Raw genomic sequence first — 13187 nt, forward strand, 5'->3', positions numbered from 1 at the left:
GCCCGGCGCCGGTCGCCGCGGGCGCCTGTGCGCCCGGCAGCCGGTGAAGGCCGACCGGCTCTGTCCCGAAGCCGGGTCGTACTGCGGTACTCGGGGTACCGAACCGACAACACTCGCCGTGGCTGCGTCACCAGGCCACTGCGAGAGGATTGCGAGAGGGTGTCTCGCTCGTCTGAGCTTAACCGGTGGGTAACGAGCGCGCCACCCCTTTGGGTCAGTGATGTGGTCCCGCGCGGGCGGCCGCGCACCCGGGAGACCGGCTGTGGGGGCTCAGACGGACTTGACCTCGCCGCCGTCCATGCGGAGGGCCGAGCCGGTCATCCAGCGTGCCCCCGGTGAGACGAGGAAGGCCATGAGTTCGGCGATCTCGTCCGGTTCGCCGTAGCGTGCGATGCCCGCCTCCTGGGGGAACTTCGCGGTGGCCTCGTCGACGGTCATGTCGTGCAGTGGCGCCCAGTGTTCGAGGTACGAGCGGCGGCGGCCGGTCATCACCGGTCCCGGCAGGACGCTGTTGACCTGGACCCCGTCCGTGATGCCGCGGTCGGAGAACGCCTTGGCCAGTGCGACGATCGCGGCGTTGATCGTGCCCACCGCGGCGTACGGGGCCTTGGGGAAGAGCGCCGAGTTGCCCGACATCAGGACGACGGATCCCTTGGCCTCCCTCAGGGACGGCCAGGCGGCGACGGTGAGGCGGCGAGCACCGTGGAGCTTGAGCGCGAGCCCGTGGTCCCACTGTTCGTCGGTCATGTCGAGCACGTCGATCTGCGGGACGGCGCCCGCGAGACGAGTGCGATCGCGACGAAGTCGCGCGCCAGCCGGATCGCGGTCGACCGGCCGATGCCCTGACTGGCACCGGTGACGATGGCCACTGACTGGGGCATGCGGATTCCTTCTCCTGCGCTGAGGGCCGATTACGCGGACGCCGCCACATCCCGCACGGCGTCGAGGACGACGTCCACAACCTCCTGAGGCGCGGTGACCAGTGGCGCGTGGTCCACCGGGTGCGGGCGGGCGCGTGCGCCCATCCGCTCGGCCATGAAGCGCTGCGTGTCCGGGGCGATCATGCGGTCCTGCTCGGCGATCAGGAACCAGCTCGGGCGGTCCTTCCACAGAGGCCGTCCGACCGGGACACCGATACTGGCCGCGGCGATGGGGCGCTGCACGGCGGCCAGCAGCGCCTGCTCCTCGGCAGGGGCGTGCTGTGCGAAGGCGCCGGCGAAGGCGTCCTCGGGCAGCCAGACCAGCCCGTGGGCGTCCGGCTGGAGCTCCGGCGTCCTCGGGTCCGGCCGACCGCGATGGAAGACGTCGCCCACGGTCTCCCCTTCGTCGGGCGCGAGCGCAGCCACGTAGACCAGCGCGGCGGCCTTCGGATCGCGTGTCGCCCCGATCACCGCTCCGGCATACGCGTGCCCCACCAGGACGAGCGGGCCGTCGAGCCGCTCAAGAACGCGGTCGAGGGCCGCGACGTCATCGGTCAAGGAGGTCAGTGGCAGGGGTGCCGCGACGACTTCGATGCCCTCGGCCTTCAGCGGGCCGATCACCTTGCTCCAACTCGATCCGTCCGCCCAGGCACCGTGCACGAGCACGACACCGACGTGGTTGGTGGACATGGTGAGTTCCTCTGTCTCCGTGGTCCCAGCGGATGAGTAGCGTCGATGGCCGGGCCCGACCGGCCAGGGCCCGAGGACGGGGCACGGCCAACCTGTCACAACGAGGACCCGGACGAATCTTCGGACACCCCACGCTCCGGCCGAAGGACACGAATGGCTCAGCGACTAGGCTGGCCGTCGTGGACGAAGAGTTGCGATCACTCACGGAGCGCTTACGGCAGGAGTCGGGCGGATCGGTGGCGTACGAGCACCTGGTCGCCACCCCGGACATGGACGAACTGGCCGAGGTACTGACGGCGCCCGGACAGCCGCTGTGGGCCAGGGAAGTGGCCGCGTTCCGGTTGGGCCTCGCGGGCGACCCGCGGGCCTTCGAATCCCTCGTCCTGCTCCTGAACCACCGCGACCCGCAGCGCTGCGCCTCCGCCGCCCACGCCCTGGCCCGCCTCGGCGACCCCCGCACCGCCCGCGCGGCGGCGGCCCTCGCCACCAACGAACTCCGCGTCGCCTACGCCCTGCATCCGGTGCGCCTGCTGGTGGAACTGCGCGCCCCCGAGTCAGTCCCCGCCCTGATCACCACCCTGGAGCGCCGGCTCCACCCGCACGACCCCTACCGCCGCGTGGCCCTCGCCTGCGTCGAGGGCCTGGGCACGCTCGGCGACGTCCGGGCCCGCCCCGTCCTCACCGAGGCCCTCGCCCACCCGGCGCTGGCGGAGGCGGCGGTGGCAGCCCTGGCCCGCGTACCGAAATCCGGGTGAGCGGCCGGGCGCCGCGAGAGGACCCAGCATTCGGGCGCTGCGACGGGGAACGGCTCACTCGGGCGGTACGCCTCATTCGGGCAGTACGGCGAACGCCTCGACCTCCATCAGGAACTCCGGGCGGACCAGGCCCGCGACCTGGACGGCCGAGGAGGCGGGCAGGCGGTCGTCGGGTATGTGGGGGGCGCGGGCGGCACGGAGCGCCGGGAGGTGGGCCGTGTCCGTGACGAAGTAGGTGAGTTTCACGACCTGGTCGAAGGTCGTGCCGGCGGCGGCCAGGCAGCGGCGGAGGTTCTCGAAGACCTGCCGGGCCTGCGCGTCCGGGTCGCCCTCACCGACGAGTTCGCCGTTCTCGTCCAGGGCGACCTGCCCGGAGATCGCGACGAAACGGCCGGTGCCCATGACGACATGGGAGTAGTGCGCGGCGGGGGCGACCCCGTCGGGGGCGGGGATCCTGGTGGGCTCACTCATGCGTCCATGGTGGACCACGGGTGGAACATCCACGAGCAGGTCACCGCCCCCGACGGGCCGTCAGGCCGCTTGCCGCGCACGGGCCGAGCCGGCTCGGCCGCTCAGCCGCGGAAGCCGACGAGGTCGTGCAGCGCCGTCCCGCGTGCGGCGCTCGCCGGGGAGGCGGCCGACGGGGAGGCGGCCGCGGCGGACGGCGCCGCGCTCGCGGGCTTCGGGTCGGGCAGCCGCTTGCACACCGCGTCCGCGACGCCCTTCCCGCGCGGCACCTTGCCGTTGGTCAGATACGTCGCCAGGTGCTTGTCCAGGCAGGCGTTCCCGCTCAGCGTGATGCCGTGGTTGCCTCCGCCCTGCTCGACGACGAGGCTGGAGTTCCGCAGCAGCCGGTGCACCGTGACTCCGCCGTGGTACGGGGTGGCCGCGTCGTCGGTCGCCTGGAACAGCAGTACCGGTGGCAGCTTGCTGTTGGCGACGTTCACCGGGCGCTTGGCGGGGACCGGCCAGAAGGCGCAGGGCGCGTTGTACCAGGCGTTGTTCCAGGTCAGGAACGGTGCCTTGGCGTGCACGGCCCAGTTGTCCTTGCGCCACTGCCGCCAGTCGCGCGGCCACGAGGTGTCACTGCACTGCACGGAGGCGTAGACGCTGTAGCCGTTGTCGCCGGAGGCGCCCACGGCGCCGAAGTTCGCGTACGCCTCGACCAGCGGTCCGGTCTCCTTGTCGTTCGCGTACGCCGCGAACGCCTGGGCGAGGTAGGGCCAGTAGCCGTTGTAGTAGCCGCCCGGGACGAAGATGTCCTCCAGTTCGGAGGCGCCGACCTTGCCGCCGGCGGGCTTCTTGGCGAGCGCCGCCCGCATCGCGTACCACTTGGCCTCGATCCGGGCCGGGTCCTTGCCCAGCCGGTAGGTCGAGTCGTTCTTCGCGATCCATGCCAGGAAGGCCTGCTGGCGGCCCTCGAAGGCGTAGTCCTGCTGGATGTTGTTGTTGTACCAGACGCCCGTCGGGTCGACGATCGAGTCGAGGACCAGCCGGCGCACCCGCTCGGGGAAGAGCTTGGCGTACACCGCGCCGAGGTAGGTGCCGTAGGAGTAACCGAAGTAATTGATCTTCTTGGCGCCGAGGGCCTTGCGGATGGAGTCCATGTCGGTCGCCGCGTTGACCGTGTTGATGTGCGGCAGCACGTTCGCGTACTTCTTGCCGCAGGCGGCGGCGAAGGACTTCGCGCGCGTCAGGTTGGCGTTCTCGATCGCGGTCGTGCTCGGCACCGAGTCGGGGCGCACCGGCTTGAACGAGCCGGGCTTGCAGTCGAGCGCCGGGGAGCTCTTGCCCACCCCGCGCGGGTCGAAGCCGATGACGTCGTACTGGGCCGCGACCCCCTTGGGCAGGGAGGAGGCGACGAAACCGGCGAGCGAGAGACCGCTGCCGCCGGGACCGCCGGGGTTGACCAGCAGGGGGCCCTGGTAGGTCTTGGCGGTGTGCGGGACGCGTGACAGCGCCAGCGTGATCATCTTGCCGGAAGGATGTCGGTAGTCGAGCGGTACCTTCACGGACCCGCACTGCAGGGTGGGATGACTGGTGGTGCCGCACTTCTTCCAGGTGACCTTGGCAGCGGACACGGCGGCTGCGGAGTGCGGGGTGCTCGCGTCGGCGGGGACGGCCGTGAGGGATCCGGCCATGACGACGGCGGCACCGCACAGTGCGGCAGCGCTCTTTCTCATAAGTCCTCCCAGGACGGAGAGGCTGCGGACCGCGGTCTCGCGATCCTCGCCGCATCGTCCCGGAAAGACCTAGCGGAAGAACGCGTTCTGAAAATTCTTGACCCAATTGGGCCGAGTGACGCGCTCGAACGATCTCAAATGAGCGTGAGTTGCGTCGGTTCGGGCAGCGTGGGCGGTTTCGGCTCGGCCGGCTGGATGCGACGGGCCGCTCCCGCACGTGCGGGTCCGATCCCGTACTCCCTTGCCAGTTCGTGCACCTGACGAGTGATCCGGCGCTGGTACCACTTGGGGGCGTAGGCGCCCTCGGCGTACAGCCGCTCGTAGTCGCGCACCAGACGCGGATGGTGCTGTTCGAGCCAGGTCATGAACCACTCGCGGGCGCCGGGCCGCAGATGCAGTACCAGCGGGGTGACGGAGGTGGCCCCGGCCGCCGCTATCGCCCGTACGGTGTCGCGCAGTTGGTCCGGCCGGTCGCTCAGGAACGGGATCACCGGCGCCATCAGCACCCCGCAGCCGATGCCGTGCTCCCCGAGGGTCCGCACGACGTCCAGGCGCCGCTCGGGCGCGGGGGTGCCCGGCTCGACGGTGCGCCACAGCTCCGTGTCGGTGAAGCCCACCGAGACGCAGACGCCCACGTCGGTGACCTCGGCGGCCTGGGTGAGCAGGTCGAGGTCGCGCAGGATCAGCGTGCCCTTGGTCAGGATCGAGAACGGGTTCGCGTGGTCGCGCAGCGCGCTCAGGATGCCCGGCATCAGCCGGTAGCGGCCCTCGGCCCGCTGGTAGCAGTCCACGTTCGTGCCCATGGCGATGTGCTCGCCGTGCCAGCGGCGCGAGGCGAGCTGGCGGCGCAGCAGCTCCGGCGCGTTCACCTTGACCACGATCTGGGTGTCGAAGCCGATGCCCGTGTCGAGGTCCAGATAGCTGTGCGTCTTGCGCGCGAAGCAGTACACGCAAGTACACTTCTTGTTGTGACACCATTTCAGAGGGGCGCCACCTACGAGCGGATCTCCAAGGCCGACGCTGGTGACGAAGACGGGGTCATCCGCCAGGGGGAGGACACCGAGGAACTCGCCGGCAGGCGCGGCATCCCGATCGATGGCCGCCGCTTCCGCGACAACGACAAGTCCGCCACACACGGAAAGCGTCGCCCGGACTACGACCGGCTGATAGCCGCCGTGGAGCGGGGTGAAGTCGATGTCATCATCGTCTACATGCTCGGCCGCCTGTGGCGAAACCGGAAAGAACGAGCCGACGGGATTGAGATCCTCCGCAAGCACGGCGTGAGCGTGCTCTGCGTCAAGGGCCCCGAGCTGGACCTGACCACGGCCGCCGGGCGACTGCTGGCCGGCCTGCTCGGTGAGGTCGACACCTTCGAGGTCGAGCAGATGTCCGAGCGGGAGCAACGGGAGATGCGCCAGCGCGTCGAACGCGGTGAAATCCCCACGGGCCCGCGGTGCTTCGGCTACACGCCGGACGGAGACGAGGTCATCGACACGGAGGCCGCAGAGGTCCGCAAGATGTACCAGGCCCTCGCTGCCGGCGGGACCCTGTCCGGCATCGCCGCCGACCTGAACAAGCGGGAGATCCTCAACCGCAACGGCAAAGCCTGGACCCACAACGCGGTGCGCTACCTGCTGATGAACGAACGGTACGCCGGTCTGCGCGAGTACAACGGGACGACGTATACCGGGAAGTGGCCCGCCATCGTCAACGAGGACGTGTGGCGCCAGGCCGTCGCGATACTCACCGACCCGTCGCGGAAGACATCGCCGGGCCCGGCCCGCAAGTGGCTGCTGTCCGGCCTCGCCCGCTGCGGCGTGTGCAACAACGGGACGACGGTCACGAGCGCACAGCGCAGCGCGAAGGGATCCTACGAGGGCGCGCGGATCTACAAGTGCCGCGGGCCTGTGAAGCACTTGGGGCGTACGGCGGAGCCGATCGACAGACTCATCGCCGGGGTCGAGCCGGGCCAGCCCCTGGGGCTTGTGCCGCAGTTGCTGGTGCGTGAGGATGCCGCCCGGCTGCTGCTGGACGACGAGCGGCCGGACATGGACGAGCTGAACGCGAAGGCCACAGTGCTGCGGGCGCGGCTGAAGAACATGGCTGACGCCTTCGCTGACGACGACGAGGCGGATGCCCTCGAATTCAAGAGGGCTGTACGCCGCATCAAGGACCGTCTGAAGGAGATCGAGCAGCAGATGACCAGCCCGGCCCGGGCGGCCGTCCTGGGCGAGCTGGTCCGCTCTGACGACATCGTTGCCGCGTGGGCGGCGACGCCGCTGGACCGCAAGCGGGCCGTCGTCGACATGCTGATGACCGTGACGATCCACAGCTGCGGTCCAGGGCGGCACAGGTTCGACCCCGAGTCCATCGAGATCGTCCCGAAGCTGCGTTGACTCCGGGTGGCGGACTGGCGCTCACCGCCCGGTGAAGCCCGCTGCTACCCGTTTAAAAGGCACGTGCCTGTGCTGGTCAGGGGCGGCACCTTCAGGTGCAGACACAGCTCAGGTCGGGCGGTATCTATCCCCGAAGTCGGCGGCAGTGAGGGAGGGACCTCGGGGATGTGTTCTTCGGGCGCCGCCGGGCCGGGTCTCCCTGTCGGCGGCGGCGCGGGGGCGGTCGCGTCGGCCTCCTCCGCATGGCCACCGCCGGGCGGCGCTGCCTCGTCGGCAGGAACCTCATCGTCGACGGGTAGGACCGTCACCGCGAGGTCCGGGCCCGGCGTCAAGCTGTCGGCGTCCGCCGACGCGGACGGTCCGTCACTCGGCTCGGAAAGAGCCGTCTGCGGTGACTCGCTGGGTGCCGGAGGTGCAACGGCTGGGGGCTGCGGCAGGTAGCTGCTCAGCGGCGTATCGGTGGGAGGTGCGATCACGGTGGGTGCGGCGGCCGGCGGTTCGTCCGCCGAGTCCGCCGTCCAGGGTTGGACTGAGAAGGTCACGGTGGCTGCGGTGACTGCTGCCGCGACCATCGTTCCGAGGAACTGGGCGCGCTGGGCGCGGCCGAGTTCTATCGTGGCTGTTCCGGCCGCGGTCAGAGCCGCTGCCGCACCGCCTAGGTACAGCCATAGGTGCCGCTTGCGTCGGACGGGTTGAGGCCCCATTGGTTGGTGGGGCTCGGGCAGGGTGCTGGTGTCGTGGCCGTTGACGACGGCGGGCTGCGAGGGCGGCTCGCCGTCGCTGCCCTCGTCTGCGAGTAGTTGTCGGAGAATCGTCATGTGGGCTCGCTGGGCGCGCATCTGCCTGTCGATCTCTGAGATCTGCCGCCTGCACTCGGCTACCTGGCGGCGAAGTTGAGCCAGGTTGCCGAGGAGGCGCTGCAAGAACAGACCCCCAGTGATGAGGATGACGCCGAGCGCACCCGCGACGATGACGCAGGTCATGTCACGTCCCCTTGCATGTGCGCGTCGGTCTCGTACAAGTTCACCCTTGTACGAGATTCGATCTTGCGTCCGAAAGTGTTCGGTCACGCGCATTCGGCGGGAACGTGACTGTTCCGTTATTGAGTTTTGGCCAACGCCGCTACCCGGTGCGACGGGGCGTGGGGTGGCCGGAAGTTCGCGCGCGGCGCCGCGTGACGGCCTCGTAGTCGGCCGCCAGGTCGCGCAGCAGTTCGGCGCGATCCGCAGGTTCCACATCCTCCAGTGCGGCCTCGATCATGCGCCGTACATGGGGTGGCGCCGCGTGCAGCGCCTCCGGAATGGGGGGTGACTGCTGCGCATGCTGGAGCTCCATCTCTCGTAGGACCGCGGCGGCCTCCGGGTGGTGCTCGCGCAGGCGGTCGGCTGTCAGGCCCACGGTCCGCGCCATGGCGGCCAGTGTGGCCGGCTTTGTTCCGACCGGCTTGCGTTCCCGGCCCCGGTAGCCGGCCTCGATCTGCCGCCAGCTGGAGCCGGAGAACTTGAAGGGCATGTGGCTCGCCGCAACCTCAGGGCTGAGGCCCTGTGCTTCGCGGGCGATCTTGATGAGCGTCCCATAGCCCGGTGGGCTCTGGTCCTGCTCTCCTGCCTTCATTCCTTGTCCCCCTCGTGATGGCTCGTACTTTCTAGAACTTTACGGAAGTCCAGTAGGTAGCGCGAGCGCGTGCACCAGTCGTTCACAAGCGGTAGAAGCATTCAGGACATCCCACTTGTGGAAAGTGATACAAGGTCGTACAGTCGATCGCATGAACGAAGACCCCAAGGAGTTTCGCCGCCGACGGCTCGAGGCCGGTCTCAGTCAGACCGACCTCGCCAGGCAGCTCGGGGTCGGCAGGAGCCGCATCTGCGACCTTGAAAAGGGCCGGGCCGGCCTCGCCCCCAAGTACCTCAAGGCCACCGCCGACATCTTCGGCTGCAAGGTCCACGACCTCCTGCTGCCCGAGCCGGACGACGAGACCCCGAACCCCGCAACCCGGAGCGCGGCCTGATGCGCGCGCCCATCGAGGCCGCATGCCGGTGGCTGTGCGCGAACTGCGGACATCGCAACGGGATCCTCCGCGCGCAGTGCCGCGTTTGCGGGGCCGACCGCGAATTCAAGGTGGGAGGCCAGTGACCACCGAGGAGTACCTCCGCCGGCTGGTCGCCGACTGGCCGCCCTTCACCCCCGAACAGCGCGACCACATCCGGGCCCTGATGAGGCCCCAGCAGTCGCGCCGGGAAACGCCCGCCGCCCGCACAGCCGCCTGAACGCATTGAAAAGGGCCCGCCGGACGCCCCCGGCGAGCCCTTGGCCCACCAGCCCATCACCTTGAAGCGAACTGAGGTGGACCCAATGGGAACCAGTATCCCCGATCCACTCGCCCCTGACCCCATGGCCGCCATCGACGCGATGGAACTCACCGCGTTCCGTGTCGCGCAGACGGCCCGCCAGCTACGCCGCGACCACCCCGACCTGGGCATCTACGACATGCTGCCCGGCTCCGTCTCGATCGGCCGCGCCGAACTCGACATCCACGCCTCCGACGTCGACGCCGCGCTCGCCTGGGCGACCGCGCTCGGAGCCAAGGCGAAGCACGAGCTGGGTGACTACGCGCCCGAGACGGTCTTCGAACGCGTCACCGCGACCGCGGACGTCTCCGGCGTCAAGGTCGTCGTGTACGCGCAGCGGATGCTCACCGCCGCCGAAGTCGCTCACTTCCGTGCCCAGCAGGCCGGCCAGGACCAGGCGGTGCGCCGTGCCGCCTGAGCCGCTCGCCGCCGCGTACCTGGCGGAGATCCAGGACCGGGTCATCGACGCGCCCAAGGGCCCCTGGGACGTTGAGCCGAACGAGTTCGGCGCGCCGGACCAGGTCGGCCCGATCGCCTACCTCCAGACGTGGGCGGACGTCGACCTGGCGCCGACCGTCGCCTTCATCAGCCACGCCCGCAGGGACGTTCCCGCGCTGCTCGGTGAGGTGTCCCGCCAGCAGGACGCCATCAGCGCCCTGGAGCTCCGCATCCGGCAGCTGGAGCAGGCCAGAGACGACGGCCGCCATGACCGCTGAACCGATCAGCCCCCGCCTGCTCGCGCAGCTGCGGGCCAGCGTCGAGCGCAACCCCACCGCCGGAGGCGCACGCGCCGTTCGGATGCTGCTGGCCGAGGTCGACCGGCTCACCACGAGCCTGTCGGCCACCGTGCCGGAGCCGAAGGACGCCTGCCCGCTGACCAAGACCCAGATGGCGATCATCGCGGCCACCGCCAACGGCAAGCACTGCAAGGCGATCGGCCGGGACCTGTGCCTGTCCGGTGCCACGGTCAGCCGCTACCGGCAGGAGGCCATGCGCCGCCTCGGTGCCGACACGCCCGCGCAGGCCGTCGCCGTCTGCCTCATCAACGAGTGGCTCCCGAAGCCGGCCGTGACGCGGCCGCAGCCGTTCAACCTGGCCCCGGTCAGCGGTCTCATCGCCTACCGGGACCGTGCCGAGGAGCTGCGGCAGCACCCTGGCCAGTGGGGCACCGTCGCCACCTACGCCACCGCCAAGTCGGCTGCCCAGAGCGCGTACCGGCTCCGCTCGGGGGCTTTCACCGCCTTCCGCCCCAAGGGCGCCTGGCAGGCCAAGTCCTACCGCGAGGACGGCGTCCACGGCGTCCGCGCCCGCTACATCGGTACCACCGCAGAAAGGGCAGGATCATGACCGCCCGCACACTCGACTTCCGGGGCTACGACGCCAGCGTCCGGCCCCACGACACCGACCGGCGCCAGCACCTGCTCGAACTCGCCGAGAAGTTCCCCGTCGGCGCCCGCGTCGTCCATGCCTGCGGCCGTGAGGGCACCGTCGTGGCTGACCATCCGGTCCATGTGCCCGGCGCCTACTACGGCCGCCACACCGCCGTCTGCCTCGGTGGCGACTTCCACCACGTGCCGATGGTGTTCGTCAGCTGGGACAACGACCAGGGCCTGACGTGGCGCGTGTGGGCGCCTGTGGCGAAGATCCGCCGCGGCACGGCCACGGCCGTGAACCGTCCCGGCAACAAGACCCGGATCGGCGGCCGCCGATGAGGTGGGCCGTCATCAGCGCCGACGGTGAACTCACCCAGCACGACGGCCACCTGGACTGGGACCGCGTGATCGGCATCGAGGGCAAGGCCCGCGTGGTCCTGCCGGGTGTGGCCGTGGCCGGCTGGGTCAACGACATCGGACTGCTGGACCCGAAGAACTACCCGCGCAACGTGGTCGGCTCCTGCGTGCTCGCCACGCTCGGGGCACGGGTGCAGCCGTACGCCGGGCCGGTCGCGTTCACCGGTTGGAACCCACGCACGGAGATCGGCCCGCTGCCGGACCCGGAGTTCCTGGACACGGTGCACGGCGACGTCGTCAAGGCCCTGGCCGGGCAGACGCCGCGTGAGCTGTCCCCGTCGTGGGCCGAGCAGATGCGGGAGATCGCCGACCACGTCCGCACCGCGCCTACGCCCGGCTTCACCGTGCGGACGGTGAGGCTGTCGTGAAGACCACCCGTTCCGCGTCAAGGTCACCCGCCGGTATCCGCAGTGCCGCTGTGGGAGCTAAGGCCGGTGAGGAGCTCCCTGTGAAGCAGGCTCCGGCGACCCGGCCTGCGCGGAACGGGTCCCTCGTGGCCGGGCCGGAGGACACCGTTCCCGCCTCCGGCCCGGCCACCACCCGAGCACCCCGCCTTGGAGCCCTGATGACCAGCATCGACCGCGACCAGCTCGTGCAGAGCTTGGTGGCGCACGGCAACCGCGCCATCCTCGAAGAGGACTGGACGCCGCAACTCGCCCTGGACGTCCTTCGCGAGAACCGACGCCGCCACGCCAGCGAGCCGCGTACGCAGGCCCTGGAGCAGTTGAGCGCGCAGCTCGCCGACGACCTGGCCGCCAAGACCGGTGTCGCCCCGGCCGACATCGCACTCGTCCTGCTCGTCGCGTCCTCCACCCTCGCGGGCCCCGCGCTCATCCACCGCTTCCCCGGCGTGCTGCTCACCGACCTGCTCGGCTACACCGCCGACAACCTCGACCAGCGCGCGAGCGGCGGTGAGAGCTGATGACTGCCGCGGTCTTTCACATCACGGTGCACGGCACTCCTGGCCCGCAGGGCTCCAAGCGGCACGTCGGCGGCGGCCGCATGATCGAGTCGTCCGCCAAGGTCAAGCCGTGGCGGGAGGCCGTGAAGTCTGTCGCACTGGACGCGCTGGCGTACGACGAGGCCTGGATGCCGCTCGCCGAAGCCGTCCGCGTGGACATCGTCTTCACGCTGGCCCGTCCCAAGAGCCACTACGGCACTGGGAAGAACGCCGGCCGGGTCAAGCCCTCGGCACCTGAGTACCCCACCGGCAAGCCCGACTTGGACAAGACCGTCCGGTCCACGCTCGACGCCCTCACGGACGCCGGTGTGTGGCGCGACGACAGCTTCGTCAACGCCGTGTCCGCCACGAAGGCATTCCCGCTCACGGGCTCCGATGCCCTCGCCCACCCCGGCGCCGTCATCCGCGTCTGGCGCCTGAACACCCGCAAGGAATCCGAATCGTGCCCGTCCTGAAGTTCGACCCCAAGGTGTCCGCGTCCGCGCAGGAAGCGCTGGAGCCGCACATCCGCCCTCTGTACGACCAGCCCGGCGCCCGGCGCATGGCCATCATCGAGTTCGCGCACATGGAGCGGACCGAGCCCGCCCCGAACACGGACGGCAAGCCCTCGGTCAAGGTCCGCATCATGGGCCTGGAGCTGCCCAACAAGGAGCAGGAACATGCTGTCCGTGAGGCGCAGCGCTTCCTTCACCTCCAGCGCACCGCGCGCGGCACGTTCGATGACGACGGCCAGTTGGAGCTGTCCGAGTCCACGCTGCGGCTGACCGCCGGCCTGCTCTCGAACATCGAGGTCGCCCGGCTGCGCGCCGGCTTGGCCCACTGGCGGGAGTACGCGCAGCGCCTGGTCCACGGCCCTGACCTGACGATCAGCGAAATGCGGCACGAGATGCAGGCCCTGGCCGAGGGTCTCACCGCGGTGCTCGACACCGCCTCCGACCACAGCAGCGAGGACTGAGTCGTGGGCGCGTTCCTCGCCGGCCTGACCCTTGGCGGCATCTCCGGCGGCGTCACCTACGGGCTCACCACCGACGGCCACCTGGCCGCGATCGTCGGCGTCCTCGCCGCCGTCGCGACCTGGTTCGGCATCGCCACGCTCCTGATCTTCGACGACTGACTCCCCCTCACGCGCCCACGAGGCGCCCGT

At 70.2% G+C, this 13187-nt stretch carries 20 protein-coding genes and 1 pseudogene; 13 read left to right on the forward strand and 8 right to left on the reverse strand.

Annotation, left to right across the window (positions count from 1 at the left end; translation table 11 throughout):
• Positions 1-270: 270 nt before the first annotated feature.
• The 3 genes from OIE49_RS29265 to OIE49_RS29275 are packed head-to-tail and all read right to left on the reverse strand — an operon-like array spanning position 271 to position 1610.
• Positions 271-747, reverse strand: coding sequence for an SDR family oxidoreductase (locus OIE49_RS29265; RefSeq protein WP_326804878.1), 477 nt, complete (start codon positions 745-747; stop codon positions 271-273).
• Positions 744-881, reverse strand: coding sequence for an SDR family NAD(P)-dependent oxidoreductase (locus OIE49_RS29270; RefSeq protein ID WP_326804879.1), 138 nt, complete (start codon positions 879-881; stop codon positions 744-746). Before OIE49_RS29270 ends, OIE49_RS29265 begins: the two co-directional genes overlap by 4 nt.
• A gap of 30 nt (positions 882-911) precedes the next feature.
• Positions 912-1610 (reverse strand): alpha/beta fold hydrolase, encoded by a 699-nt coding sequence (locus OIE49_RS29275; RefSeq protein WP_326804880.1) that lies wholly within the window; start codon positions 1608-1610, stop codon positions 912-914.
• A 179-nt stretch (positions 1611-1789) separates the two neighbouring features.
• On the opposite strand from OIE49_RS29275, the gene OIE49_RS29280 reads away from it, so the two are divergent.
• Complete coding sequence (locus tag OIE49_RS29280) at positions 1790-2365, forward strand: adenylosuccinate lyase (RefSeq protein WP_326804881.1); 576 nt, start codon at positions 1790-1792, stop codon at positions 2363-2365.
• Between the two features lie 72 nt (positions 2366-2437).
• Here the strand turns inward: OIE49_RS29280 and OIE49_RS29285 are convergent, their stop codons facing one another.
• The 3 genes and pseudogenes from OIE49_RS29285 to OIE49_RS29295 all read right to left on the reverse strand — a co-directional run.
• Positions 2438-2836, reverse strand: a complete 399-nt coding sequence (locus OIE49_RS29285) for a RidA family protein (RefSeq protein ID WP_326804882.1) — start codon at positions 2834-2836, stop codon at positions 2438-2440.
• Positions 2837-2937: 101 nt separating this feature from the next.
• Positions 2938-4548 carry an alpha/beta hydrolase gene (locus OIE49_RS29290; RefSeq protein ID WP_326804883.1) on the reverse strand — a complete coding sequence of 537 codons (1611 nt, stop codon included), beginning with the start codon at positions 4546-4548 and terminating at the stop codon, positions 2938-2940.
• Between the two features lie 134 nt (positions 4549-4682).
• Positions 4683-5507: pseudogene (locus OIE49_RS29295) on the reverse strand (Rv2578c family radical SAM protein); the annotation flags it as partial.
• A gap of 9 nt (positions 5508-5516) precedes the next feature.
• On the opposite strand from OIE49_RS29295, the gene OIE49_RS29300 reads away from it, so the two are divergent.
• Complete coding sequence (locus OIE49_RS29300; RefSeq protein ID WP_326804884.1) at positions 5517-6944, forward strand: recombinase family protein; 1428 nt, start codon at positions 5517-5519, stop codon at positions 6942-6944.
• A gap of 44 nt (positions 6945-6988) precedes the next feature.
• Here the strand turns inward: OIE49_RS29300 and OIE49_RS29305 are convergent, their stop codons facing one another.
• Both OIE49_RS29305 and OIE49_RS29310 read right to left on the reverse strand, forming a co-directional pair.
• Positions 6989-7927, reverse strand: coding sequence for a hypothetical protein (locus OIE49_RS29305; RefSeq protein WP_326804885.1), 939 nt, complete (start codon positions 7925-7927; stop codon positions 6989-6991).
• 139 nt (positions 7928-8066) lie between these two features.
• The gene (locus tag OIE49_RS29310; RefSeq protein ID WP_326804886.1) at positions 8067-8558 is read right to left on the reverse strand and encodes a helix-turn-helix domain-containing protein; all 492 of its coding nucleotides are present in this window, start codon (positions 8556-8558) and stop codon (positions 8067-8069) included.
• A gap of 151 nt (positions 8559-8709) precedes the next feature.
• Here OIE49_RS29310 and OIE49_RS29315 point away from each other — a divergent pair, with 151 nt between their 5' ends.
• The 11 genes from OIE49_RS29315 to OIE49_RS29365 all read left to right on the forward strand — a co-directional run bounded on the left by OIE49_RS29315 (position 8710) and on the right by OIE49_RS29365 (position 13157).
• Entirely contained in the window at positions 8710-8952 is a 243-nt protein-coding gene (locus OIE49_RS29315) for a helix-turn-helix transcriptional regulator (protein WP_326804887.1), read from the forward strand.
• 121 nt (positions 8953-9073) lie between these two features.
• Entirely contained in the window at positions 9074-9211 is a 138-nt protein-coding gene (locus OIE49_RS29320; RefSeq protein WP_326804888.1) for a hypothetical protein, read from the forward strand.
• A gap of 85 nt (positions 9212-9296) precedes the next feature.
• On the forward strand, positions 9297-9710 hold the full coding sequence (locus tag OIE49_RS29325) for a hypothetical protein (protein ID WP_326804889.1): 414 nt from the start codon (positions 9297-9299) through the stop codon (positions 9708-9710).
• Positions 9700-10008, forward strand: a complete 309-nt coding sequence (locus tag OIE49_RS29330; protein ID WP_326804890.1) for a hypothetical protein — start codon at positions 9700-9702, stop codon at positions 10006-10008. The genes OIE49_RS29325 and OIE49_RS29330 overlap by 11 nt, the downstream gene beginning before the upstream one ends.
• Positions 9998-10639: a helix-turn-helix domain-containing protein gene (locus OIE49_RS29335; protein WP_326804891.1), complete on the forward strand. Its 642-nt coding sequence runs from the start codon at positions 9998-10000 to the stop codon at positions 10637-10639. Before OIE49_RS29330 ends, OIE49_RS29335 begins: the two co-directional genes overlap by 11 nt.
• Positions 10636-11004, forward strand: a complete 369-nt coding sequence (locus OIE49_RS29340) for a hypothetical protein (RefSeq protein ID WP_326804892.1) — start codon at positions 10636-10638, stop codon at positions 11002-11004. Before OIE49_RS29335 ends, OIE49_RS29340 begins: the two co-directional genes overlap by 4 nt.
• Entirely contained in the window at positions 11001-11450 is a 450-nt protein-coding gene (locus OIE49_RS29345; RefSeq protein WP_326804893.1) for a hypothetical protein, read from the forward strand. Before OIE49_RS29340 ends, OIE49_RS29345 begins: the two co-directional genes overlap by 4 nt.
• A gap of 197 nt (positions 11451-11647) precedes the next feature.
• Complete coding sequence (locus tag OIE49_RS29350; protein ID WP_326804894.1) at positions 11648-12004, forward strand: hypothetical protein; 357 nt, start codon at positions 11648-11650, stop codon at positions 12002-12004.
• A complete protein-coding gene (locus OIE49_RS29355) occupies positions 12004-12498 on the forward strand; it encodes a RusA family crossover junction endodeoxyribonuclease (RefSeq protein ID WP_326804895.1) in 495 nt (164 codons plus the stop codon). Before OIE49_RS29350 ends, OIE49_RS29355 begins: the two co-directional genes overlap by 1 nt.
• Positions 12486-12998: a hypothetical protein gene (locus OIE49_RS29360; RefSeq protein WP_326804896.1), complete on the forward strand. Its 513-nt coding sequence runs from the start codon at positions 12486-12488 to the stop codon at positions 12996-12998. Before OIE49_RS29355 ends, OIE49_RS29360 begins: the two co-directional genes overlap by 13 nt.
• Before the next feature lie 3 nt (positions 12999-13001).
• Positions 13002-13157, forward strand: coding sequence for a hypothetical protein (locus OIE49_RS29365; RefSeq protein WP_326804897.1), 156 nt, complete (start codon positions 13002-13004; stop codon positions 13155-13157).
• Positions 13158-13187: the final 30 nt, after the last annotated feature.

This window comes from Streptomyces sp. NBC_01788 (genome assembly GCF_035917575.1).
Taxonomy (GTDB): Bacteria; Actinomycetota; Actinomycetes; order Streptomycetales; family Streptomycetaceae; genus Streptomyces.